This is a genomic window from Alistipes sp. Marseille-P5061, from assembly GCF_900290115.1.
Classification (GTDB): Bacteria; Bacteroidota; Bacteroidia; order Bacteroidales; family Rikenellaceae; genus Alistipes; species Alistipes excrementigallinarum.
The window spans coordinates 440,135-464,520 of sequence record NZ_LT985748.1 but is presented as its reverse complement, the minus strand read 5'-3'; the positions used below and the strand labels follow the sequence as shown (position 1 = coordinate 464,520).

Genomic DNA, 24,386 nt, shown 5'->3' with positions numbered 1-24,386 from the left:
TACGAAAAATTTAGAACGTGATTCGAAAATCGACTTTGACCCGAATTATTCTTCTGCTGGCCGCCCTCGTGCCGGGTCTGTGGAGCGCTTCGGCGCAGGAGCCCGGGCAAGTGGAGGCGGTGCTGCGCTTCGACCAGGCGCAGCGCGATACGGTGGCCGATGCTCCGGCCGCCCTGCCGGTGCTGGCGGACACCACAAGTCGTGTTGCCTGCAAGCTCAACCGCCGGCGGGTCCCCTTTTCGGATGCTTACGATGCCGTGACACTCTGGAATGTGCGGCGCGTGAAGGTCAAGAGGCGGTGCATGCGACTCTCCGACTCGACGGGCCGCGAGCAGGTCCGGTTGCTGAAGTTCCTGACCGAACGCAACCGCCGTAAAGCCGTTGCTCCCCATCTGGTCGGCAACGTGGCCGGGTATACATGGACGGGCGGCGAAGCGACCGACCGGCGTACCGGCAGGCGGCGTTACGAACCGGTGCGGATGAATACCTATTCGCTGCGTGTCGATTACGACTCGCTGCGGCGGCGGGTGGGCTATGTGCAGGTGTCGTGGGAGCCGGAGGGCATCTGGCGCGGCCTGCCGAAAGATGCGGTTTACCTGCTCGACGGCAAGTTCGTTCCGGGGGCCGTGCTCCGCTTTATCGAGGGGCTGACTCTGCGGCGTCTCGATGTCTGGAATCCGGCCGACGGCGTGGAGGCTGCGGCAAGGGCCTCCGCCCTGCTCGATTCGTTGAAAGGGGTTGTGCCGCCGTCCGCTGCTGCACGGCGCGCGGTGGTTGTGGGTGAAACCTACCCCGAGCGGGTGCCGCTTGTCCTGCTCGACGGTCATTTTACGACGGTTGACGCATGGCTGGCGATGTGTCAGGCCAATGCCTTCTCGACAAGCGCCGAGGTCCCGATGTACTACTATTATATTTTACCGGCCGAGGCCGTTCGGCTCTACGGGCCTCGGGGACGCTACGGCGCCGTTTACATCGACCTTGCGGAGTGAGCGCCGGTTGTACGCTCCTCTGCACCTCGGTCTTTGTCCGGCGTGGCGTGTCCTGCCGGATGACACCCCAAGTTCTGTTTTGTAGCGCTGGCGGGTCCATGAAGGAGCCCGCTTTTTTCCTGTCTTTCCCCGTTCGGATATCGCCACCTCTGGGCTACCCTTTCCCGCTTTGACCGACCTTTTATGAAAATAACTAAGAATTTAGTTGTATAATTAATAATTTAGTTATATCTTCGCCGTAGAGAGAACAACAAAATGTATAGTTATGGCGGAAATCGTTAAAAACAGGCCGCAAGAGCTGACGCGGGCCGAACTGGAAATCATGCAGGCGCTCTGGGCGCGGGGGGCCGCCGTGGTCCACGGCATCCTCGACGGGATGGAGGAGCCCAAACCCGCCTACAACACCGTCTCGACCATCGTGCGGATTCTCGAAAAAAAGGGTTTTGTCTCGCACAAGGCCTACGGCAAGACCTACGAGTACTTCCCGCTCGTAACGCGGGACGAGTATGCGCGGCGTTACATGGACGGTGTGTTGAAGAACTTCTTCGGCGGTTCGCTCAGCCGCCTGGTATCCTTCTTTTCGGAGCAGAAGGCCATCTCGCTCGAGGAGACCGACGCGATTCTCCGCATGCTGCAAAACGACACCTCGCAAAACGACGTGAAACAATAGGACGCCATGAAACCCCTGCCGCTCTATCTGCTCGAAGTGCTCTTCTGCAGCGGTCTGCTGCTGGCCTTCTACCACCTGATGCTCGTGCGACGGGTTGCTTTCGTCCATTGCCGGCGTTTTCTGGTGATGGCCATTCTGCTCTCGGCGGCACTTCCGCTTCTGAACATCCCCCTCTACCCTGCCCGCACACGCATCGTTACGGCTACGTTGGTCGGCGAGCCTGCGCCGATAGCTGCTGCGGAGCGCTCTCCGGAGGTTGTGTCTCTGCAGCCGACGGGTGGGGCTGCTCCGAAGCCAGCAGCGGCGGAACCGGACCCCGCGCGGACCATGCGTGCGGTGGCATGGGGACTTTACGGCACGGTGACGGCTCTGCTGCTTCTGGCTCTGCTCCGGCGCATGGTTGCCATCCGGCGGCTGCGGCGTCGTGCAAGGGTGACCGACCGTGGGGATTGCTTCGTGGCCGAGAGCGACGAGGTCGAAACCCCCTTCTCGTTTTGGCGGACGGCCTATCTGGGGTCAGGATACGATGCGGAGGAGCGTGAGGCGGTGCTCGCTCACGAGGCGAGCCACATCCGTCACCGCCATTCGGCCGAATTGCTCGTTGCCGAGCTGGCGCGCTGTCTGCTGTGGTTCAACCCCTTTCTCTGGCTGCTTCAGCGGGCTCTGCGCGAGGTGCAGGAGTGGGAGGCCGACCGCGACGTGCTCGACCGCGGATACGACCTGAACCGATATCGTCAACTGCTTTTCCGTCAGCTTTTCGGTTATAATCCGGATATAACCTGCGGGCTGAACCATTCATTCACCCAAAACCGATTCGTTATGATGACACGACCTGAAACGCATCGCCATGCCCTGTGGCGGCTTGGTGCTGCCATCCCCGTGGTGGTGGGGATGATGATGCTCTGCAGCTTTACCACCCGCGAATCCTCCCCGGCGCCGGACGCCCCTTCGGCTGCCACCTCTTCTGAATCCGCTCCGCAGCGGAGCGAAGTCCGCATTTCCGACGGCAAAATCTGCTTCAACGGGCGGGAAGTCACGGCCGAGGAGCTGCGCACGGCCGTAATTGCATGGCGCGACAGCCTCTCCAGGGAGGAACGTTCAGGCATGACGGTCGTCATCCGCGCCGCCCGCGCGGTGCCGATGGGCTCCGTTACCGATGTCAAGGATTTGCTGCGCAAGGCTGCTGTGCTGCGTGTACGCTATAAGACCATGGAGGGCGAGACCGAAGTCGAGCGGCTTCTTCCGCCCCGAATCGAGGCGCTGCCCGAGGGTGTTGAGGCGGTAACCCCTTGGGAGCGGGTTCCGGGCAATTCGCACTACCCCGATTCGTACCGACTGCGTATGGCGGAGCGCAACTACTTCATGGTGCAGGTCAATGCCCGGGGGACAATCCTTGCGGGAACGCAGGGCAATTTGGAGCAGTGCGGCGTGGAGGAGTTGAAGGCCCGGGCCCGGGAGTTCGTGCTCAACCCTTCGCACGACCCGTCCCTCTCCGAGAGCCGGCAGATGGAGATTGACCTGCCCGACGGCCGCACGGAGCGTTATGAGACGAGCCGGGGCCTTTTCGGCATTCATCTCGCCCGCGAAACGCCCTATGCCGCCTATGCCGAGGTGCAGCAGGCGTTGTCGGAGGTCTATGCCGGCCTTCGCACGGAACTTTCCCGTCGTTGGTTCGGCCGGCCGTTCGAGGAGCTGGACGAGGCGCAGTGCATCCCGGTGCAGCGTGCCCTGCCGATTCGGATTTTCGAGGCCGATTTGCATGCGAGAAATGCACAGCCCGATGTCGCGCACCTCTCCGACGCGCACTGACGTCCGATAAACGGCGTTCTCCCATGAGCCTCCCCCGTGCCGGGCTTGTCCATGCTCCCGGCACGGGCATTTCCGGTGCGGTTGCCCCGCGATGCCAGGCCACAGAGGACGGTATCTTACGAATATGCCCTGCGTTAAGGCTTCCTGCGAGCCGCCGCGCGGGGCTTTTCGTGCGGTGCTGGAGGGGAAAAGGTGCCGCGCGGATGCAGCGCTTCGGGATGGAAAACCGGCAGCGGAGGTTGCCCCGTCGGCGCTTTTTTCGTATCTTTCGGACGCTTAAAATCGCTTGAACAATGGAATTGAAGGAGTTGCAGGAGCGCGTCGACGGGTGGATTCACCAGTACGGCGTGCGCTATTTCAGTGAGTTGACCAACATGGCCGTTCTGACGGAGGAGGTGGGCGAACTGGCCCGCATCATGGCCCGCACCTACGGAGACCAGTCCTTCAAGGAGGGCGAGAAGAGCAACCTTGCCGACGAGATGGCCGACGTGTTGTGGGTGCTGGTCTGCCTGGCCAACCAGACGGGGGTCGACCTCACGGCCGCCATGGAGGCCAACTTCGCCAAGAAGACTGCGCGTGACCACGACCGCCACCGCAACAACCCGAAGCTGTAGAGGCGGCGCCGACGTCGTCGGACGCTGACGGATACTACCCTCTTTGCATGTCGATGCGGCCGATGCGTGTGCCGCGACCGTTTCATGCCGGCCGCGGCACACGTGTCAGGCCCCGGCGCACACGTCGTGCATCCTACCCGACTACTCCTTTTTCAGCACCAGCCGGGCGTTGAAGGCGCGCGAGCGGGCGTCGATGAACTTCCGGTAGTCGTCGAACATCTCGGGGGGATAGAGTCCCGCATGCATCCGCGTGCGGAGCACGACGGTGATGCACCCCTCTTCCGTGGTGATGTGCGTCGAGAAGCTCCCGAAGGGTGACGTTCCGGCGCTCTGCTTCGGTACGGATTCGACGGTCATCCCCTCCGGGATGCGGAGCCGTATGGTCGTGACGTCGTCGTACCCCTCGGCGCGGTAAATCGGATTCTGTCGCTCCCTGTCGGCGAGTGTCCCGTAATCCGCGAAGGGGGTCAGCGGTACGAAGAGCCGGTTGCCCGACAGGGTGCCGTATTTCGGGGCGTCGATATCGTAGGCGAATTCGATGGCGGGCAGCGCCTCCTTCAGCTCCGTGCAGGCGATGTTCGCAAGCCGCACGAGCGGCAGCTTGCGCAGGTCGCTGAGCAGAAAGTCGCTGCGGCGCCGTGCGTCGAGCTTCGCAAACGTCATCACCGATTCGTACTGCCCCACTTCATAGCGCTCGGCGATGTGTCCCCTGGCGCCGCCCCGGTCGTCAAGCGTCACTTCGACGGTCTGCTCCATGCGGTTGAGCGAATCGGCGTAGGTGGGCAGCGTGACGAACTCGGCCGTGTTGTCGTGGAAGGCGATGGCGTCGTGGCCGGCAATCGTATTGTGTACATACCCGAACGGAATCTCGGGATTGGTGCACTCCAGCCAGAGGGTGTCGCCCTCGAGCGGGACGCGCAGAATGACGTGGTCGGCCTGGGCGGGCGAGGCGAAGTCGTGGAACATGCGCGGCCGCTGGGTGTGAATCATCGTGTAGTCGGAGGCGATGCCGCACTCCGCAAGCATGGCCTTCAGGTAGTTGCTCAGCGCCTTGCAGTCGCCGAACTTCGTGCGGAAGACCTCCTCGGCCGGCATGGGCTGCAGCCCTCCGATGCCGAGCTGGATGCTTACGTAGCGGGTCGTTTCACCCAGATAGTCGTAGAGCGCCCGGACCTTTTCGCGAGGTGTGCCGAGCGCGTCGGTGCGTCGGTGCACCTCGGCCCGCAGCTCCTCGGGCAGCAGGTCGCGCCCTTCGAGCAGGCTGCATTGCCAGCGGCCGTAGCTCTCCCAGTTCTCCATGCTGCCCTGCGTCTTCTCGTATTCGAACCGGTGCGGCACGGCGTAGACGACGGGCACGAGGTCGATGAGCGGAGGCGAGGAGGTTTCGCTGCAGACGGCCGGCACCCCCTCCAGCCTCCAGCGGTAGGTCTCGGTCTCCTCCGTCGAGTCGTGCTCGGGCTCGCCCGCACGCAGGCTCTTCCACCCGAAGGGGGTGTTGCGCGGGAGCGTGATGGTGTAGCTTCCGCTGAGCAGCGCCGTTGCCGTGCTGCTTTGAGGCAGGAAGACGGGAAAGGTCAGAATTCCGTTCCGGTGGGCGATTTCATGCTCGAAGCGTACCGTGTAGCAGCTCTGCGGCACGTCGACCTGCAGGTAGTAGACGGCGCCGTCCTGTGCCAGGCTGGAACTCGAGTATTCGGTATACTGCAGGTCCGAGCGCTTGAGCTTGCGGATGAGTTTTCCCTGCTCGTCGTAGACTGCGCCGCTGAAGCTGCGGAGGCTTCTCGTGCGGTCGGTGTAGCAGCTGAAGTAGCTCTTCGAAGCCCCCGATTTGTTGAGAATCGTGATTTCCTGAATGCATTTTTTCGTCGGCCGACGTGGGTGAATGGTAGACGAACTCCTGGTCGTAACGTCGTACCACGGCGTCGCTGTTGCGCAGCAGCGAGTCGGGAATCCCGCCCGCGGGCTCTGCCCGGAGCAGTTGCAGCGTGCCCGTCAGCGCAACGAGCAGCAGTATGTGGCGTCGGAACAAGGCGCTTAGATTTTCTTGAGTACGATTTGACTGTTGCTCAGCTCGGTAACCATGCCCATGAAGGTGTTCAGGTCGGGGAACTCCGTGGCCGGATATACGATGCGCGCAAGCGTGTAGGAGAAGTTGAACTGGATGAGCCGGCCCGTCGTCTGAGCGATGTAGCGGCAGCGAATCCCGTTTTCACACGAGGACATGGCGATGTTGCGCGGCAGCTCCTCGACGGTGTACCCCTCGGGTACCTCCAGCGAGCAGCGGATGTTGTAGGTCTCCGGATAGGAGAACTCGACCGTCAGCTTGCGGTTTTCGGTGTTGAGGCTGTTGGTGCTCATGAAGGGGATGATGGTGGCGTTGAGGTAGAGCATGTCGTCCGTTCCGTCAATCCGTCTGGTCATGTCGTACTGCATGGTCACGCGCGGAGAGCGCTGCCCTTCGATTTTGAAGTTGCTTATCTCCAGGTCGTTTTCAGTCGCAAGTTTGCGGATGAACTCCTCTTCGCTCTGCTCGTCGGCCCACGAGCGGCTCAGCTCGAAGGCCTTCTGGCCATTGGCCGTATCGGTGATGCTGCCCGTAACGACGCCCTGCTCGGGGTCGATGCGGAGAACCATGTTGGTGATTGTTGAGCTGGCCGTGAGCTGCGTGAGGTCGCACCACCCCGAGTCGCCGTTGATGCCGTAGATGCGGGCGCGGTCGGTCAGCAGCTGCGTCGGCAGCAGGTTGGGATACGAGCAGTCGTCGGTGCCGTCCACCACGACGCTCTTGCCGTCGTAGTCCACCTTCACCACGAAGGAGTTGATGCGGCTGATGGTGGCATGGGTATAGGGAAGGCGTCCGAACGAGCGCGGGTTGAGCAGAATGGGGGTGACGGTGAATCCTGCGTCGCGCAGTGCGGCCATCAGGGCGAAGTTGATGTCCGAGCTGCTGCCCGTGCCCTTGTTGGCAGCGGCACGCGGCTGCTCCGAGAAGAGCGTGTAGGAGCCGTCCCACGTGATTTTCGACTGGATGAGCCGCAAGATGGCCACCAGCTTTTCGTCGTTCGTAAGCTGTCGGGCGACAATCTCATCGACCTCCTTGCGGAAGGGGTTGCCCATCCGGCAGTGGCTGTCGAAGGAGGTCTTGCGCAGGGCGTCGTTCACGTCGGCCCACGAGGTCGAGTAGCTCTGGACGGGCTGCATGGGGAAGGCAATCTGCGAAAGTTCGAATTCGAGCATAGAACGGTAGTCGTTCAGACACCATACGTAGGGCTCGCGGCGCAGTGCGGGCAGGTTCTCTCCCGTGCAGACGATGTTGCGGATGGTGTACGTGTAGGGCATGCCGCCCGTGTCGGGAATCGAAGCCGAGGAGAGCGACTCCGAGATGTTGATGCTCAGATACCCCTTCAGCGAGCGGTTGAAGCGGAAGAACTCGGGAATCGCGGCCTTCGCGCTGCAGTGCATGACGGGAATGTCGTGCTGGAAGACGAGCGAGGGGATGGAGGTGACGTAGTCCGACGTGAGTCAGTAGCGGTATTCGATGACCGTGCCCTCGCGGACTTCGGGAATCGAGAACTTGACCACATGGAGATTGTCGCTCACCTGTTCGTCGAAGATGTACTGCTTCTTGAGCGGTGTCTTGACCACCTTGCCGTCGACGAGGTTGTAGGCCGCCGCATTCAGCCCCGAGATGCTCTCCTTCATGGAGGGGGTTGACGTGTAGTCCAGCTCGACGTCGGCCACATCGGTGCCTTCGGGGCGGAGCACCTTGATGCGTACGGTGTATTCGTATATCAAATCGATGCCCGTGGAGATGTCGTACCAGAGGTAGGTATCCTCGTTGAGGATGACGGCCCGGGCCTCGGGGTCGGGCTCGTAACTGCTCATTTCGAGCTCCTCTTTCGATACTTTTCCGAATTTGTAATCGGGAGCTGCAGCAGCAGCAACGGGCTCGCGAGAAGAGCGAGCAGGGCCAGCAGGGTTCGATTTTTCATGGGGCGGTTGGTTTGGGTAGACCAAATATAGCGATTTTTTCGCTGTTTGGTACCGACCGGGCCCGGAGAAGATGGATTTTCAGGGCTTTTTGCCTCGTCCGAATCCGATGTGTGGCCTCCGATTCCGGTTTACCGCACCCGAATCAGATTCAATCCGTCGCGCAGCGGGACGATGACGTTCTCCGTGCGGGGGTCTTCGACCACCATGCGGTTGAATTCGAGCAGCGCCTGCGTGTGACGGTCGTTGTGGGCCACGGGCTGCACCACCTTGCCCGACCAGAGGATGTTGTCGGCGATGAGCACCGAACCCGGGTGGACCAGCGCCGGCGTTCCGCTGTCGCCCATCAGCATCCGGTAGTAGGCCGGATATTCGCGCTTGTCGCCGTCGATGAAGACCAGGTCGAAGCACTCGCTCAGCTGCGGGGCGATGTCGAGCGCCGACCCGATGTGGAGCCGGATTTTGCGGCCGTGGGGACTGCGGTCGAAGAAGGAGCGGGCGAACGACTCCAGCTCGTCGTCCACCTCGATGGTGTGCAGCACCCCGTCGTCGCCCAGCCCGGCGGCCATCGCCAGCGCCGAGTAGCCCGTGAAGGTGCCGATTTCGAGGATGCGGCGGGCCCCCGTCATCCGGACGAGCAGTTCGAGCAGTTTGCCCTGAATGTGGCCCGAAATCATGCGGGGCTGCACCACGCGCAGGTTGGTCCGCCGGTCGAGTTCGTGCAGCAGCGGCTCCTCGGCATCGCTCATCTTGTGGATGTATTGTTCAATGGGCTCCATTCTCTTCACGTTTGGTTGGGGTGAATGTTTCGTTGTCGGGACGCTGCAGCAGGCAGCCGTGCGGGTCGCGGCGGAGCATCGCCGGACGGAACAGCTCCTCGGGGTAGCGCACGTCGCTCAGGAAGAGCCCCTGTGGGGGCGCTCCCCCACTCGACCTGGAGAGATTGCGGCTGCGGACGATTTCGCCGAACTCCTCGGGCGTGTAGCGTCCGCGGCCCACGTCGACGAGCGTGCCGACGATGGACCGCACCATGTTGCGCAGGAAGCGGTCGGCTCGAATCGTGAAGCAGAGCGTTCCCCACGGCTCGACCTCCCAGCGGGCGACGCTCACGCGGCAGATGTTGGTCCGGTTGTTCGAGTTGAGCTTGGCGAACGAGGTGAAGTCGCGCTCCGTGAGCAGCACCTCCGCCGCACGGTTCATCCGCTCGATGTCGAGCGGCACGTAGTACTGCCACGACATCTGGCGGGTGAAGGGGTTCTTCTGCGGCTCGATGTAGTAGCGGTACTCCCGTTCGCGGGCGCTGAAGCGGGCGTGCGCCAGCTCCCGAACGGGGGTCAGCCCCCCGGCTGAGATGTCGTCCGGCAGCAGGAAGTTGAGCTTGTAGAGCGTCTGGGCGGTATCCTCCACGGCAGTCGTCACGTCGAAGTGCGCCACGTAGTAGGAGGCGTTGACCCCCGTGTCTGTCCTCCCGGCGCCCGTCACCTCGACGGGTTCGCGCAGCAGGGTCGACAGCGCCTTTTCGAGCGTCTGCTGTACGGAGGGCATGTCGGGCTGCCGCTGCCATCCGCAGTAGGCGCCCCCGTTGTACCGGAGTTCGATGAAATAACGCATGGGTTGCTCGGTTCGTTCCGGCGACAAAGATACGAAAAGCGAAGCGCAGAGGCAAGCCGGAAACCGAAGTTTTCAGCCTCGCCTCTGCGCTCGGGGTTTTCGCTCAGAGAGGGATGCGGCGGGAAATCAGCGCCGGGGCTTGATGCCCAGCTTCACGGGGCGAATCATGTTCTCGGGCTTGAGTACCTCGTCGAGCTCCTCGCGCGTCAGAATGCCGTGCTCGAGCACCAGTTCGTAGACGCCGCGGCCGGTTTCGAGCGCCTCCTTGGCAATCTTCGTCGAGTTCTTGTAGCCGATAATCGGGTTGAGTGCCGTCACCACGCCGATGCTGTTATGGACATACTGCAGGCAGCGCTCGGCGTTGGCCGTGATACCCTCGACGCAGCGGATGCGCAGCGTGTCGAAGCCGTTCATCAGCAGCTCGGCCGACTCGAAGCAGCACTGGGCCATGACCGGCTCCATGGCGTTGAGCTCCATCTGTGCGGCCTCGTCGGCCATCGTCACGCAGAGTTCGTTGCCGATGACCTTGAAGGCAATCTGGTTCATCACCTCGGGAATCACCGGGTTGACCTTGCCGGGCATAATCGACGACCCGGGCTGACGGGCCGGGAGGTTGAATTCGCCCAGACCGCAGCGGGGACCCGACGAGAGCAGACGCAGGTCGTTGCAGATTTTGTTCATCTTCGAGGCGATGCGCTTCATGGCCGACGAGTAGCCCACCATGCAGACCGTGTCGGAGGTGGCACCCACCAGGTCGTCGGCCAGCTTGACGTCCCACCCCGTGATTTCGCGGATGGCGGCCGTGCAGCGCTCGGCATAGCCCGGCTCGGCGCAGATGCCCGTACCGATGGCCGTGGCGCCCATGTTGATGGAGAGGAATTCGAGCGCTGCGTGGTCGAGGTTGTCGACCTCGCCCTGAAGCACGCTTGCAAAGCCGTGGAAGGTCTGCCCGAGGGTCATGGGAACGGCATCCTGCAGCTGCGTGCGACCCATCTTGAGCACGTCGGCGAACTCCTCGCCCTTGCGGTCGAACGCTTCGATGAGGGCCACGAGGTGCTTCCGCAGTTCGAGGTGCGTGGCGTAGAGTCCCAGATGGATGGCCGACGGATAGGCGTCGTTGGTCGACTGCGAGCAGTTGACGTGGTCGTTGGGCGAGCAGTACTGATATTCACCGCGGTGGTGACCCATAATCTCCAGCGCACGGTTGGCAATCACCTCGTTGGCGTTCATGTTCGTCGTCGTGCCGGCGCCGCCCTGAATCATGTCCACGGGGAAGAACTCGTGGAACTTGCCCGCGCGGATTTCGCGGCAGGCCTGGGCAATGGCTTCGAAGAGCTCGTCGGAGAGCAGCCCCATCTCGTGGTTGGCCATGGCGGCGCCCAGCTTCACGACGGCCAGTCCCTCGATGAAACGGGGATAGTCGCACAGGTGGAACTTGCTGATGGCGAAGTTCTCCAGTCCGCGCATGGTCTGCACGCCGTAGAGCACATCTTCGGGGACCTCCACGCTTCCGAGCAGGTCGCTCTCGGTGCGGGTCTTCTTTTCGTCGGTTTTCATGGTAACGGTTTTTATGGTTTTTGCCTTGATTCGTTTCGGATTGGAATCAATTTCTTCCGAAAGATAATAATTTTTTCGTGTTGTCCGCCTTTTTTTTGAAAAAAGTACGTTTTTTTCTGCGGTTCGCGAACGCAGCCTCCGGCCGCGCCTCTTTCCGGAGTGAAGTCACGGTTGGGGACGCTTCGCGCCGCAGCGCTCCCGAAGGGACAAAAATCGGGTCGGACGTTGTTTTTACAGCGGCGATGTATTATCTTTGCGCACATATATTATAGACACGAAAAAGATGAAGGCAGCAATCATCGGTTACGGCAAGATGGGCCGTGAAATTGAAAAGATACTTCTGGAGCGCGGCCACCAGGTCGCGCTCGTCATCGATGCGGAGAATGCCGCGCAGCTCGACGCGGCCCACCTGGCGGGGGTCGACGTGGCGCTGGAGTTCACCACGCCGGCCACGGCCTGCGACAACATCCGCACCTGCATCGCATGCGGCGTTGCGGTGGTGAGCGGCACGACGGGCTGGACCTCCCGCCTGGAGGAGCTTCAGGCATTCTGCCGCGAGCGCGGCGGCGCCTTTTTCTACGCCTCGAACTACAGCCTGGGGGTCAATCTGATGTTCCGGCTCAACCGCCAGCTCGCCGCGCTGGTCAACCGCGTGGGCGGCTACGAGGTCTCCATCGAGGAGGTGCACCACACGCAGAAGAAGGATGCGCCCAGCGGTACGGCCATCACGCTGGCCGAGGGCATCATCGCCGAACTCGGGACCAAGCACGGCTGGGTGAACGACGCTCCGGCCGCCGCCGACCAGATTGAAATCCACTCCGTGCGCGAAGGAACGACGCCCGGCATCCATACGGTGACCTACGAATCGGAGGACGACCGCATCGAGCTGCGCCATACCATCAAGAACCGCCGCACGCTGGCGCTGGGCGCCGTCGTGGCGGCCGAGTTCCTCTGCGGGCGCCGCGGCGTCTACTCGATGGAGGACCTTCTGAAGTAACGAATAACGCAACCTCCCGCCGGAGCGGCCTGCGGCGCACTCCGCCGTAATGGCTTCGGGGCTGCCGGAGCTGCCGCCGGAGGGGAGCCAACCGAATCTCAAGATGAAAAGACTCAAGGCGATTCTTCGCAACAAGTGGGTGGGCTTCACGCTCGCCTCGCTGCTCTACACGCTCTGGTTCGTCGTCTGGACGGGCAACCTGTGGCTGCTTCTGGGCCTCGTGGTGATTTACGACTTCTACATCTCGCGCCTCTTCTACCGCTACGTGTGGCACCGCAACGCCGAGCTCTGCCGCAAGAGCCGTTGCTACAAGACCATCTACGAGTGGGTCAACGCCATTGTCTTCGCCACGGTCGTGGCGTCGCTGGTTCACATCTTCATCTTCCAGATGTATGTGATTCCCACCTCGTCGATGGAGAAGTCGCTGCTCATCGGCGACTACCTCTACGTGAGCAAGGTGGCCTACGGTCCCCAGATGCCCAATACCCCGCTCTCGTTTCCCTTCGTGCACCACACGATGCCCTTCTCGACCACGCGCAAATCCTTCTCCGAGGCGGTGAAGTGGCCCTACCACCGGCTCAAGGGGCTGGGGCGCGTGCGCCGCGGCGACGTGGTGGTCTTCAACTTCCCGGCCGGAGACACGGTGCTGCTCGAGAAGCAGAACGTCACCTACTACGACGAGCTGCGCGCCTACGAGCAGGCGTACGGCAGGAAGGAGGGACGCCGCCGCCTCTTCGACGAGTATACGGTCATCACGCGCCCGGTCGACAAGCGTGAGAACTACATCAAGCGCTGCGTCGCCCTGCCGGGCGATACGCTCTCGGTGGTCGACGGAGCCGTGTACATCAACGGCCGCGAGACGGACGACGTGCCGGGCAAGCAGTACATGTATCTGGTGCAGACCTCCTCGCCGCTGACCAAGTATGCGCTCGACAACCTCGGTGTGACCGAATACAGCGGCAACGGCTCGGTTTACTACATGACCCTCACGGCCGAGGCGGCCGCCGAGCTGGGCAAGCTGAACAACGTCCTCTCGCTGCGCCGCTATGTCTACGCCCCCAACGACGACGTCTTCCCGCAGTGGGGCGATGCGCGCTGGAGCCAGGACAACTACGGCCCGGTGTGGGTGCCGGCCCGCGGGGCGACCGTCGAACTGACGCCCGAGAACCTGCCCCTCTACCGCCGCATCATCGAGACCTACGAGGGCCACGAGCTGGATGTGCGTGACGGCCGCATCTTCATCGACGGTGCCGAGACGACGCACTACACCTTCGCCATGGACTACTACTGGATGATGGGCGACAACCGCCACAACTCGGCCGATTCGCGCTTCTGGGGATTCGTGCCCGAGGACCACATCGTCGGCAAGGCGTCGTTCATCTGGCTGTCGCTCGACGCTGCCAAAAAGTTCCCGTCGAACATCCGCTGGGAGCGAATCTTCACCAAGGTACGCTGATGGAACAACCTTCGGACAGCTATCGGACCATCGCCGCGCCGGCCGAGAGCCACAGCCGTGAGCGGAGCAGCAAGTTCCTCGCCTTCGCCTATCCGGTCCAAAGCGAGGAGCAGATTCGCACGCTGCTCGATGAGCTGCGCAAGCGTTACTACGACGCCACGCACCACTGCTATGCCTGGCGGCTGGGATCCCGCGGCGAGAGCTACCGCGCCAACGACGACGGCGAGCCCTCGGGAACGGCCGGGAAGCCCATCCTCGGGCAGCTGCTCTCGTGCGAGGTGACGGATTGCCTGGTGGTTGTGGTCCGCTACTTCGGCGGAACGAAGCTGGGCGTGCCGGGGCTGATTGCCGCCTACCGCGAGTCGGCGGCCGAGGTGCTCGCGGCGGCCGAAATCGTCGAGCGGACGGTCGACCGCACGCTGCGCGTCGACTTCCCCTATGCGGCGATGAACGGCATCATGAAGGTGGTCAAGGAGGAGCAGCCGACCGTCGTCGCCCAGCGCTTCGACAACCTCTGCACGCTCGAACTACGCATCCGTGAAAGCCGCGCCGAGCGGCTCGTGGAGCGGCTGCGCAAGGCCGAGGGGAGCGTGGTCGACGAGCCCTGAGCCGTCGGGGGTGCATGACCTCCGCCGCCTCCCGCGTCACGCGACTCGGCCGGGAGGAGGGCGTTTCTTCGGGGCGGAGCCTCCGCCCTGCAGAGCCGCAAACCGAAACGAACGAAATGCAGGAACATTCGATAATCATCAAGGGGGCGCGCGTCCACAACCTCAAGAACATCGACGTGGAAATCCCCCACAACGCGCTGGTCGTCATCACGGGTCTCTCGGGCTCGGGCAAGTCGACGCTGGCCTTCGATACCATCTTTGCCGAGGGGCAGCGGCGCTACGTCGAGAGCCTTTCGGCCTATGCCCGCCAGTTTCTGGGCAAAATCGGCAAGCCCGACGTCGACCTTATCTCGGGCATCGCTCCCGCCATCGCCATCGAGCAGAAGGTCAACACGCGCAACCCGCGCTCGACCGTCGGCACGACGACCGAAATCTACGACTATCTGAAGCTCCTCTTCGCCCGCGTGGGCCACACCTTCTCGCCCGTTTCGGGCCGCGAGGTGCGCTGCTACGGGGTCGACGAGGTGGCTGAGCGGGTGCTGGAGCTCGAAGCGGGGAGCCGTGTGGCCGTGGCCGCCCCGCTGCTGCTCGACAAGGGGCAGGGGCTCATCGAGAAGCTGACGCTGCTGCTGGCCGACGGCCTGCTGCGCCTTCATGTCGACGGGCGGACAATGCTCATCGAGGATTTCCTGCCGACGGTCGATGAGAAGAGCTCGGCCGAGGGGCTGTCGGTGGTCATCGACCGGTTGAAGGTCTCCACCGACGACGATGCCCAGACGCGTCTGCGCGACTCCATCGCGCGGGCCTTCTCCTACGGCGGAGGGGTCTGCCGCATCATCACCGACGCCGGTGTGGAGGAGTACTCCTCGCGCTTCGAGGCCGACGGCATCGAGTTCGAGCCCCCCACCGAGCACCTCTTCAGCTTCAACAACCCACTGGGAGCCTGCCCCCGCTGCGAGGGCTACGGCAAGGTCATCGGCATCGACGAGGACCTGGTCATCCCCGACAAGGGCAAGAGCATCTACGAGGATGCCGTGGCCTGCTGGCGCGGCGAGACGATGCGCCGGTGGAAGGACCAGCTGGTGGCCAACGCCTCGAAATTCGACTTCCCGATACATACGCCCTACTACGAGCTGACGCCCGAGCAGAAGCTGCTGCTGTGGCGCGGCAACGAGTATTTCCACGGGCTCGACGACTTCTTCGCCTACATCGACTCCGAGCGGCGCAAGATTCAGTTCCGCGTCATGAAGGCGCGCTACACGGGCAAGACCACCTGTCCCGAGTGCGGCGGCAGCCGCCTGCGCCGCGAAGCGCTCTACGTGCGGGTCGGCGGCCGCAACATCGCCGAGCTGGTGCGCATGCCCGTCGATGCGCTCATCGACTTCTTCGCCGGACTGGAGCTGGACGAGCACGATGCGAAGACCGCAGCCCGGATTCTGGTCGAAATCCGCAACCGTCTGCAGTATCTGGCCGACGTGGGGCTGGGCTATCTGACGCTCGACCGCCTTTCGTCGACCCTTTCGGGCGGCGAGAGCCAGCGCATCAACCTCTCGACGTCGCTGGGCAGCAACCTCACGGGGTCGCTCTACATCCTCGACGAACCCTCCATCGGCCTCCATCCGCGCGATACGAACCGCCTGATTAAGGTGCTCCGCCAGCTGCGCGACCTGGGCAATACGGTCATCGTCGTCGAGCACGAGGAGGAGGTCATCCGCGCGGCGGACTACATCGTCGACATCGGCCCCAAGGCGGGCTACAACGGCGGCGAGGTGGTCTTCAGCGGAACCTACGACCAGCTGCTCCAATGCAAACGCAGCCTGACGGCCGACTACCTTACCGGACGCCGCCGCATCGAGATACCGGCGTCGGAGCGCGCGTGGCGCAACTCGATTCTCATCCGCGGCGCCCGCGAGAACAACCTCCGCAACATCGACGTGCGGATTCCGCTCGGGGTGATGTGCTGCATCACGGGGGTCAGCGGCAGCGGCAAGTCGTCGCTCGTCAAGGGGATACTCTACCCGGCGCTGCGCCGCCGTCTCTTCGACACGGGGCTCAAGCCGGGCGATTTCGACGCGCTGGAGGGCGATGTGGCGATGCTGCGCTCGGTCGAGATGATTGACCAGAACCCCATCGGCAAGTCGACCCGTTCCAATCCGGTCACCTACATCAAGGCCTACGACGAAATCCGCAAGCTCTTCGCTGACCAGCCCTATGCCCGCCATACGGGCCTCACGCCGGCCCACTTCTCGTTCAACGTGGCGGGCGGCCGCTGCGAGGAGTGTCAGGGCGAGGGGGTCATCAAGGTCTCGATGCAGTTCATGGCCGACGTCGAGCTGGTCTGCGAGTCGTGCGGCGGCAAACGCTTCAAGGACGAGGTGCTCGAGGTGAAGTACCGCGGCAAGTCCATCTACGACGTGCTCGAGATGACCGTCGACGATGCGATTGCCTTCTTCGGCGAGGAGTCCGGGGATGCCACCTGCCGCCGTATCGTCGAGCGGCTTCAGCCGCTGCAGGACGTGGGGCTGGGCTACATCAAGCTGGGGCAATCCTCGTCTACCCTCTCGGGCGGCGAGAGCCAGCGCGTGAAGCTGGCCTCGTTCCTCACGAAGGACGATGCGCAGGGGGGCGTGATGTTCATCTTCGACGAGCCCACCACGGGACTCCATTTCCACGACATCTCGAAGCTCCTGGCCGCCTTCGACGCCCTCATCGAGCGGGGCCATACGGTGGTCATCGTCGAGCACAACATGGATGTCATCAAGTGTGCCGACTGGGTCATTGACCTCGGTCCCGAGGCGGGCGACCGGGGCGGAGAGCTGGTCTACGAGGGCACGCCCCGGGGGCTCGAGTCGTGCGCGGCAAGCCATACGGGCGAGTTCCTGCGGCTGCGCACCAAACTCTGACCCCGGCGCGGGCAGAACCAACGCGGAGGAGCGACTCCGCACCGATGAAGAATCTACCATGCAACGTGAATTTCATACCTACCGTCTCCCCAACGGCATTCGGGGAATCCACCGCCAGGTGAAGGGCAACGTGGCCCACTGCGCGCTGGTGGTCAATGCGGGGAGCCGCGACGAACGTTCCGACGAATACGGACTGGCCCACTTTGCCGAGCACGCCTTCTTCAAGGGGACGCAGCGGCGGCGTGCCTGGCAGGTCAACTGCCGGCTGGAGAATCTGGGCGGCGAGCTCAACGCCTTCACCACCAAGGAGGATACCACCATCCACGCCACGACCCTGCGCGGCGACTTCGCCAAGGCGGCCGAGCTGCTCGCCGACGTGGCCTTCCGCTCGACCTTCCCCGACCGCGAGCTGGAGCGCGAGAAGGAGGTTATCTACGACGAAATCAACACCTACAAGGATTCGCCCGCCGACCTGATATACGACACCTTCGAGGACATGCTCTTCGAAGGCTCCGAGTTGGGTCACAACATCCTGGGACGCAAGGCCGCACTGGCGCGCTACAACGGCGATGCGATTCGCCGCTTCACCGCGCGGACCCATACCACCGACCAGATGGTCTTCTCGACGATTGGCAACCTCTCGGAGCGGAGTGTCGAGAAGCTGGCGCAGCGCTACTTCGGCGACTTCCCGGCCACCGCGCGCAGCTTCACGCGGGCCGTTCCCGCCCCCTGCGCCCCCTTCGAGCGGCAGGTGACCAAACACACCCACCAGCTCCACTGCATCGTCGGCAGCCGCGCCTACGGTATCGACGACCCCCGGCGGCTGCCGCTGGCGCTGGTGACCAACATCCTGGGTGGTCCGAGCGCCAATTCGCTGCTCAACGTCTCGCTGCGCGAGCGGCACGGCCTCTCCTACAACATCGAGGCGAGCTATACCCCCTACGGCGACTGCGGCATCGTGGCCATCTACTTCAGCTCCGACCATGCCAATGCCGACCGCTGCCTCGAGTTGCTCGATGCCGAAATCGACCGGCTGCGCCGCACGCCGCTCAGCAGCCGCCGGCTGTCGATGGCCAAGAAGCAGTTCGTCGCCCAGCTCGCCATCTCGATGGAGAGCAACGAGGGCTACATGCTCGGTGCCGGCAAGAGCTTCCTGACCCACGACGAGGTGGATACCATGGAGCGGGTCTACGCCAAAATCGAGGCGCTCACCGCTTCGCAGCTCACCGAGGTGGCCGAGGAGATTTTCGCCTCCCCGTCGCGTCTGATTTACCGTTAGCGCAGCATCCGGACGGCGCCTCTGCTGTGTCCGGGGCGCGTTACCTGGGTTTCGGCTTTTCGGAGAATAAGAGCTTCTGTGATTATCGGAAAGATACCCGGCCGTACGGCATAATTGTCGTGCGGCCGGGTATCTATTTTGCCTGGAGCTGCTCCGGTTGAGGAGAGCATGCTTAATGCACTGATACGGTGACTGCTGGTTTCGGGTGAGTTCTGTTAAACCATATCGTCGCCCGCCTTGGCGTAGCGTACGCGGATGGTCTTGTGGAAGGGAATGAAGCGCGAGATGACGGCGATGACCAGCGAAACGACGAAGAGCCACCCCAGAATCTCCTTCAGCGCCAGCAGCAGGGCCTGTTGCTGGAGGATGGAGTTGAGCGACGTGACGGCCATCTGCGCCGCCTCCGAATAGCCGTGTCCCTGTGCCATGTAGGAGCTGAGCGCCTGGTTGTAGCGCGCGGCGGCCAGCGGGTCGACCAGCGAGAAGTTCTCCGAGAGCGTATGCACGTAGTGCTGCTGCAGTCGGTAGAGCAGGTTGCTGTAGAACGAGGTGGCCATGACGGGGGCCAGCACCGAACGGAACAGAATCAGGAAGAAGGCGTTCGAGGGGAAGTACTTCGGGTTGAGCTCCTCGACGGCGAAGAGCGCGAAGGCGATGATGAGCGTCAGCATGCCCAGTCCGCGGATGAAAATCGGGAAGAAGAGCATCTCGTAGGTGCTGTCGGGCGAGATGCCGAAGTAGAGCATCCCGAAGAAGAGCGCAAAGCAGGACATGCCCCCGGCGATGAGGAAGCGGAAGCGCCACCGCTGCCAGCGGAACCACCAGAAGCAGATGAAGGCGCCGAGCGCGTAGCCCGGGAGCAGGTAGATGTAGAGCACGTAGGTGCGTGTGGCGTCGACCTGCAGAATCGAGGTCATGTAGTTGGTCAGCAGCGTGGTCGAGGTGCTGAAGAACATGACGAGCATCATGTAGAGGTAGCCGACGATGGCCTTGGGCTGGTAGAGGGGCGCCAGATTGACGTAGGGCGTGCGCGAGTGGTACTGCAGCCAGATGAAGAAGGCGATGAGCATCGGTGCCAGCGCAATGTAGAGGCAGATGCGCGGCGAGGCCATCCAGTCGAGCACCTTGCCGTAGTTGAGCACGTACATGAGCATCAGCACGCCCGTCGAGATGACCAGCATCTCGCGGATGTGCAGCTCCTTGAGGGGGACGCTCCGCAGCGGCTTGTCGTTGCGGAAGCAGATGGCCACGAAGAGGATGGCCAGCAGCAGCAGCGACATCATGAAGTAGTACATGTACTTCCAGTCGTAGTGGTAGGCCAGCTCGGCGGTGATAATCATCGAGAGTTGTCCGCCGCCGTAGACCAGCGGATAGAAGTAGGCGTAGAATTCGCTTCGGACGTTGTTGGGGCTGAACATCTTGTGCATCCGGTGGATGCCCCACATCATGAGGAAGCCCTTCAGAAAACCGATGAAGAAGCTGCAGACAATCAGTACGTCGGCGCTCTGCGAGCGGGCGCAGAGCCAGCTGAGCAGAAACTGGAGCGTCAGGTCGACGAGCAGCATGAGCTTCGACGAGATGACCTTCATCACCTTGGGGATAATCGGATAGGCCATCGCCATGCCGGCCGACGTGGCGTAGAATCCCATCGTGATATCCTCGCTGTTGGTGCCGAGCGTGCTGGAGACCTCGAGCATCGAGCCGGTGTAGGAGCCGTTGAGCATCGTGACGGGCAGGATGACGGCGAACATGCTCACCACACCCAGCCAGTCCGGCACCCACTTGCGCACGGGCAGCTCGAGTTCGGCCATCGTCATCATCGGCGCAGCGCTTCGGTTTCAACCATCATGCCGGCCCGCAGCAGAGCCATCTCCTCGTCGGTAACTCCTTCGAATTCAATCCGCACGGGGATACGCTGCTGCACCTTCACGAAGTTTCCGGCCGAGTTGTCGGTCGGCACGAGCGAGTATTTCGAGCCGGTGGCCTCCGAGATGGCCGTGACGCGTCCGCGGAAACGGCGCCCGGGCAGCGCATCGACCTTGATGATGACCTCCTGCCCGATGAAAATGTGGGCGATTTGCGTCTCCTTGTAGTTGGCCGTCACCCACTTGTCCTTGCTGCGGACCAGATAGGAGATGGTCTGTCCCGACTGTACATACTGCCCCGGTTCGAGCGTGCGGCGGCCGATGTAGCCGTCGTAGGGGGCCGTCAGCACCGTGTAGGAGAGGTTCAGACGGGCGATGTCGAGGCTGGCCTCGCAGCGGAGGATGTTGGCCTCGGCGCCGATGGTACGCTTGCTGGCCTCGGTATATTGCGATACGGCGGCGTTCTTCTGGGCCACCAGCGCGTCGTAACGGGCCTTAGCGGCGTCGTAGGCCGCCTTGGCCTGCTCGTACTGCTGGCGGGGTACCGACTCGTCGCGCATGAGCCGCTCGAAGCGGTGGTAATCCTGCTCCAGCTGCCAGAGCTTGGCCTTGGCCTCGGCGATGTTGGCCTCCTGCACGGCGACGTTCGTGTGCGAGGTCTCGACCCCCGAGTGGATGACATCCTGCGTGCCGTGGGCGTCGAGCAGCGCCGCCTCGGCCTCCTTGACCTTGATGATGTACTCGCGGTTGTCGAGCACGAGCAGCGTGTCCCCCTTGTGGACATATTGATGCTCGCGGAAGCGCACCTCCTGGATGTAGCCCGACACGCGGATGTTGATGGGGGCCACATACTGGTCGACGAAGGCGTCGTTGGTTATCTCGTAGTTGATGTGGCGGCGGAAGTAGTTGAACGTGAACCAGAGTCCCGAGCCTGCCAGAAGGATGCAAATCAGATTCAGTACGATGTTGCGGAGCCGGTGTTTGCGGAGTTTCCGTCGTTTTTCATGCCATTCGTTCATGTTCCTTGCGTGTTGTCAGAGCCGGCCGCAGGCCTTCTGGAGTTGATAATAGGTATAGATGACGCGCGTGCGGGCCGCCGTGAGCTGCAGCTCGACGTTGAGCCGCACGCTGTTGGCGTCGAGCAGGTCGGTCAGAATCGCCAGCTGGTTGAGGTAGCGGTTCTGCATGATGCGGTAGTTCTCCTGGGCCTGTCGGACCGAGAGCTTGAGTGCCTCGACCTGCTGACGCGCCTCCTGGTGCCGCAGGAAGGCGGTGCGCACGCGCACGCGGATGCGCTGCATCTCCTGCTCCTCGGCGTTGCGGCGCAGCGAGACCGCAATGCGGCTTTCGCGCACCTTGTAGCGGTTCTTGTAGAGCGCGAAGAGCGGCACGGAAATCTGCAGTCCGACGTTCCAGTTGTTGTTGTAGAGATCCTCGAGCGTGCGGGCGATGGGTCGGGCCAGCGTGTTGGAGGCGTAGAGCGAGAGTGTCGGAAGCGAGGCCGAGCGGGTCAGCCGCACGTCGTTCTGCGCCAGTTCGGTCTGCATGCGCAGCTGACGCATCGTGGGGTCGTTGGCATAGGCCTCGGCGATGTAGCTCTCGTAGCTCTCCATCTCCAGCCGGCTGTAGAGCAGCGTCGAGTCGGGACGCAGCAGCAGCGTCTCCTCCAGCCCGAGCAGGATGTCGAGCTGCTGCGAGGCCAGCTCGATGCTGTTCTGCGTCTCGCGGAGCGAGAGGCGGTCGTTGGTCAGCTGCATCTCGCTGCGCAGCACGTCGTTGTTGGTGATGAGCCCCTCCTCCTTCATCCGGCGGATGTCGCGCAGGCGGAGCTCCGACTCCTCGATGTTGCGCGTGAGTACCTCCTGCTCGCGGTAGAGCGTGAAGAGCTGCAGATACTGGTCAAGCAGGCTCAGCTTCACCTCGGCGCGGTCCCCCGAGGTGCGGAGCACGGCAAGCCGCTTCTCGAGGTCGGCCTTGCGGATGGTGTAGCGGATGCGTCCGCCCTGGTAGAGCGGCTGGGCGAAGTCCACCACATAGTTCTGCGACCAGTCGGGCGAGTCGGGACGGTAGGCCCCCGTGAGCCCGTGCCGGAAGACGACGGGCTGGCCGACGAAGCCCCCCTTGAGTCCCACCTGCAGGTCTGGATAGCGCTCGGTGCGGGCCGTGCGTTCGCGCTCGCCGGCCGCCAGCTCCTCCATGGCGTCGGCCTGAAGCTGAAGGCTGTGGAGTACACCCTGCTCGAAGAGCTGCTCGACACTCAGAAAGAGCGAGTCGCGATGCTCGATGGCCGCGGTGTCCGCCATGGCCGCCGCGACGGCGCGGTCGTATTCCGTTGCGGCATCCGCGGCCGGCTGCGGAAACGGCTCCTGAGCCCGGCACGCAAGGCCTGACGACAGCAGTGCCGCGAGGATGATTGCTGAGTTGAGTGTTTTACGCATTTTTCAGTATGTTGTGTATCTCTTCCAACTCTTCGGAGAGCGTACGGATGCGTTCCGGTCCGATGATTTGCTCCGCCTGGTTGTAGACGTCGTCGAGAATCGGAAGGAGCCGCTGCCAGAGAGCCTCGCCTGCGGGGGTGAGGTATACCAGCTTGTTGCGGCGGTCCGACGCATCCTCGCGGCGGCAGACGTAGCCCTTGCGCTCGAGGTTGCTGAGCAGATTGCTCAGACTCGCCTTGTCCTTGATGATTCGCTCGGCGAGCGTCTGCTGAGCGATGCCCTGGTCGCGCCACAGGCAGCTGAGCACCTGCAGCATCTCGAAGGTGATGCCGATGCCGTGCTCTTTCAACGTGCGCTGAATGTAGCGGCGGAATGCCATGCGGGCACGTACGATGAGCAGTTGTAGATTCCGGAAATCGGAGCCTGGCCTGTTCATGGAGGAGAGTGTTTGCGGCTGCAAAGATAGCAAATCGCCTGCAAATGGTCAAATATTTGACTAATTTGCGCCCATCGGGGCTCATAGCGAGACCTTTGCGGCGAGTGTCTGCCTCTTGCCGGGTCCTCTTGCCGGCCCGTTTGCTGATAAAATTGCCCTGCGGGCCCTTTCTGCTGCATGCTGTCGCCTTTTTCCCGCTTTGCGCCGTGCAATAAAAGGGGGCTTTTCCCCGTTATAACAGCAGATGCGGCCGGGGTGCCCTACCCCTTCGGCGGGACTCTTTTCCGTAAGGCGGCCGCATGACGTCTGGTGTTGCATGAAATGTGTAGAATGATGTTTAAAATGAAACGTGGAAAAATGTTGTTGGCATTGATTCTGATGCTGGCATTGAGCTTCGGCGCGACGTCGAGTGCACGCGCCGAATCGCCGGCACCGCAGCAGGAGGAGTTGACGCGGGCCCAGAAGCGCAAGGTCCGCAAGCAGCTCGAAGCGATTCAGGATTCGGTCGACTATGCCCAAGCCGTGCAGGCGCTCAACGACCGGAACTTCATACTGGCGGCCGACCAGCTGGTCTTTAAACGGGGCGGAACGGCCTTCGTCACTAATACGACGAACTTCGTCTCGCTCACGAATGACGATGAGGCCGTCGTACAGATTGCCCCCTTCAACAGCGGCGGTCCGAACGGTGTGGGGGGCATTACGGTCGAGGGCAAGGCTTCGAGCGTGAAAATCGAGAAGGACCGGCAGGGTACGACGCTCTTCACGATGACCGTGACGGGAGTCGGTATCTCGGCCATGGTGACCATCTCGCTGCCCGAGGGGACGAACCGCGCCTCGCTGCTTGTCGAGTCCATCTACCGCTCGCAGCGGATTACGCTCAACGGGCGGCTGGTCCCCTATGACCGGCGTCAGGTAGTTCAGGGCGCGTCGCTCTGATGCGCGGCGGAGCGGTTGCGTGACGCGGTCCGCTGTTTAATGTTTGATAAGATGAATTTGCTCCCGGCTGCATCGAGCGGCCGGGATTTTTTATGGTATTTTCTACTCAGATTGTCCGCCCTCTTTGAAAAAAGGCCCTAAAAAACCGTCCCTCCCCCACATGAAAATATTTTCCACTGGAAAATTTGTTCGATAGGAAAATATTATTACCTTTGCTTCCGAATTGAT

21 protein-coding genes are annotated in these 24,386 nt (G+C 62.6%); 11 read left to right on the top strand and 10 right to left on the bottom strand.

What is annotated here, in order from left to right; all coding sequences use genetic code 11:
* Positions 1–35 precede the first annotated feature (35 nt).
* From C8267_RS01830 to C8267_RS01815, 4 genes are all read left to right on the top strand, one after another.
* The gene (locus tag C8267_RS01830; RefSeq protein ID WP_106633443.1) at positions 36–989 is read left to right on the top strand and encodes a hypothetical protein; all 954 of its coding nucleotides are present in this window, start codon (positions 36–38) and stop codon (positions 987–989) included.
* Positions 990–1,254: 265 nt separating this feature from the next.
* Positions 1,255–1,659 carry a BlaI/MecI/CopY family transcriptional regulator gene (locus C8267_RS01825; RefSeq protein ID WP_106633442.1) on the top strand — a complete coding sequence of 135 codons (405 nt, stop codon included), beginning with the start codon at positions 1,255–1,257 and terminating at the stop codon, positions 1,657–1,659.
* A gap of 6 nt (positions 1,660–1,665) precedes the next feature.
* Positions 1,666–3,468, top strand: a complete 1,803-nt coding sequence (locus tag C8267_RS01820; RefSeq protein ID WP_106633441.1) for a M56 family metallopeptidase — start codon at positions 1,666–1,668, stop codon at positions 3,466–3,468.
* A 293-nt stretch (positions 3,469–3,761) separates the two neighbouring features.
* Complete coding sequence (locus C8267_RS01815; protein ID WP_087361747.1) at positions 3,762–4,082, top strand: nucleotide pyrophosphohydrolase; 321 nt, start codon at positions 3,762–3,764, stop codon at positions 4,080–4,082.
* Positions 4,083–4,223: 141 nt separating this feature from the next.
* Here C8267_RS01815 and C8267_RS01810 read toward each other — a convergent pair whose 3' ends face one another.
* Positions 4,224–5,921: a transglutaminase-like domain-containing protein gene (locus C8267_RS01810; protein WP_234025684.1), complete on the bottom strand. Its 1,698-nt coding sequence runs from the start codon at positions 5,919–5,921 to the stop codon at positions 4,224–4,226.
* A gap of 43 nt (positions 5,922–5,964) precedes the next feature.
* On the opposite strand from C8267_RS01810, the gene C8267_RS10815 reads away from it, so the two are divergent.
* Positions 5,965–6,120, top strand: a complete 156-nt coding sequence (locus C8267_RS10815) for a hypothetical protein (RefSeq protein WP_158699658.1) — start codon at positions 5,965–5,967, stop codon at positions 6,118–6,120.
* Here the strand turns inward: C8267_RS10815 and C8267_RS01805 are convergent.
* The 5 genes from C8267_RS01805 to C8267_RS01785 all read right to left on the bottom strand — a co-directional run bounded on the left by C8267_RS01805 (position 6,117) and on the right by C8267_RS01785 (position 11,240).
* Complete coding sequence (locus C8267_RS01805) at positions 6,117–7,544, bottom strand: hypothetical protein (protein WP_106633439.1); 1,428 nt, start codon at positions 7,542–7,544, stop codon at positions 6,117–6,119. The two genes, C8267_RS10815 and C8267_RS01805, sit on opposite strands and share 4 nt — an antisense overlap.
* A gap of 60 nt (positions 7,545–7,604) precedes the next feature.
* Complete coding sequence (locus tag C8267_RS01800; RefSeq protein ID WP_106633438.1) at positions 7,605–7,967, bottom strand: DUF3857 domain-containing protein; 363 nt, start codon at positions 7,965–7,967, stop codon at positions 7,605–7,607.
* Between the two features lie 236 nt (positions 7,968–8,203).
* On the bottom strand, positions 8,204–8,851 hold the full coding sequence (locus C8267_RS01795; protein ID WP_106633437.1) for an O-methyltransferase: 648 nt from the start codon (positions 8,849–8,851) through the stop codon (positions 8,204–8,206).
* Positions 8,838–9,683, bottom strand: coding sequence for a tRNA pseudouridine(38-40) synthase TruA (gene truA / locus C8267_RS01790; RefSeq protein ID WP_087361754.1), 846 nt, complete (start codon positions 9,681–9,683; stop codon positions 8,838–8,840). Before truA ends, C8267_RS01795 begins: the two co-directional genes overlap by 14 nt.
* 126 nt (positions 9,684–9,809) lie before the next feature.
* On the bottom strand, positions 9,810–11,240 hold the full coding sequence (locus C8267_RS01785; protein WP_106633436.1) for an aspartate ammonia-lyase: 1,431 nt from the start codon (positions 11,238–11,240) through the stop codon (positions 9,810–9,812).
* A gap of 283 nt (positions 11,241–11,523) precedes the next feature.
* Here C8267_RS01785 and dapB point away from each other — a divergent pair, with 283 nt between their 5' ends.
* The 5 genes from dapB to C8267_RS01760 all read left to right on the top strand — a co-directional run bounded on the left by dapB (position 11,524) and on the right by C8267_RS01760 (position 18,483).
* Positions 11,524–12,237 carry a 4-hydroxy-tetrahydrodipicolinate reductase gene (gene dapB / locus C8267_RS01780; RefSeq protein WP_087361756.1) on the top strand — a complete coding sequence of 238 codons (714 nt, stop codon included), beginning with the start codon at positions 11,524–11,526 and terminating at the stop codon, positions 12,235–12,237.
* 103 nt (positions 12,238–12,340) lie between these two features.
* Positions 12,341–13,693 carry a signal peptidase I gene (gene lepB / locus C8267_RS01775; RefSeq protein WP_106633734.1) on the top strand — a complete coding sequence of 451 codons (1,353 nt, stop codon included), beginning with the start codon at positions 12,341–12,343 and terminating at the stop codon, positions 13,691–13,693.
* Entirely contained in the window at positions 13,693–14,301 is a 609-nt protein-coding gene (locus C8267_RS01770) for an IMPACT family protein (protein ID WP_087361757.1), read from the top strand. Before lepB ends, C8267_RS01770 begins: the two co-directional genes overlap by 1 nt.
* Before the next feature lie 116 nt (positions 14,302–14,417).
* A complete protein-coding gene (gene uvrA / locus C8267_RS01765) occupies positions 14,418–17,204 on the top strand; it encodes an excinuclease ABC subunit UvrA (protein WP_106633435.1) in 2,787 nt (928 codons plus the stop codon).
* 58 nt (positions 17,205–17,262) lie between these two features.
* The gene (locus tag C8267_RS01760; RefSeq protein WP_087361759.1) at positions 17,263–18,483 is read left to right on the top strand and encodes a M16 family metallopeptidase; all 1,221 of its coding nucleotides are present in this window, start codon (positions 17,263–17,265) and stop codon (positions 18,481–18,483) included.
* Between the two features lie 215 nt (positions 18,484–18,698).
* Here the strand turns inward: C8267_RS01760 and C8267_RS01755 are convergent, their stop codons facing one another.
* The 4 genes from C8267_RS01755 to C8267_RS01740 form a co-directional block, all read right to left on the bottom strand.
* Positions 18,699–20,303, bottom strand: a complete 1,605-nt coding sequence (locus tag C8267_RS01755) for an MFS transporter (RefSeq protein ID WP_087361760.1) — start codon at positions 20,301–20,303, stop codon at positions 18,699–18,701.
* Positions 20,300–21,367, bottom strand: coding sequence for an HlyD family secretion protein (locus C8267_RS01750; protein ID WP_087361761.1), 1,068 nt, complete (start codon positions 21,365–21,367; stop codon positions 20,300–20,302). The genes C8267_RS01755 and C8267_RS01750 overlap by 4 nt, the downstream gene beginning before the upstream one ends.
* A 15-nt stretch (positions 21,368–21,382) precedes the next feature.
* On the bottom strand, positions 21,383–22,651 hold the full coding sequence (locus tag C8267_RS01745; RefSeq protein ID WP_106633434.1) for a TolC family protein: 1,269 nt from the start codon (positions 22,649–22,651) through the stop codon (positions 21,383–21,385).
* Between the two features lie 127 nt (positions 22,652–22,778).
* Positions 22,779–23,222 (bottom strand): MarR family winged helix-turn-helix transcriptional regulator, encoded by a 444-nt coding sequence (locus tag C8267_RS01740; RefSeq protein ID WP_106633433.1) that lies wholly within the window; start codon positions 23,220–23,222, stop codon positions 22,779–22,781.
* 342 nt (positions 23,223–23,564) lie between these two features.
* Here C8267_RS01740 and C8267_RS01735 point away from each other — a divergent pair, with 342 nt between their 5' ends.
* The gene (locus C8267_RS01735; protein WP_158699657.1) at positions 23,565–24,158 is read left to right on the top strand and encodes a DUF4251 domain-containing protein; all 594 of its coding nucleotides are present in this window, start codon (positions 23,565–23,567) and stop codon (positions 24,156–24,158) included.
* Positions 24,159–24,386 lie beyond the last annotated feature (228 nt).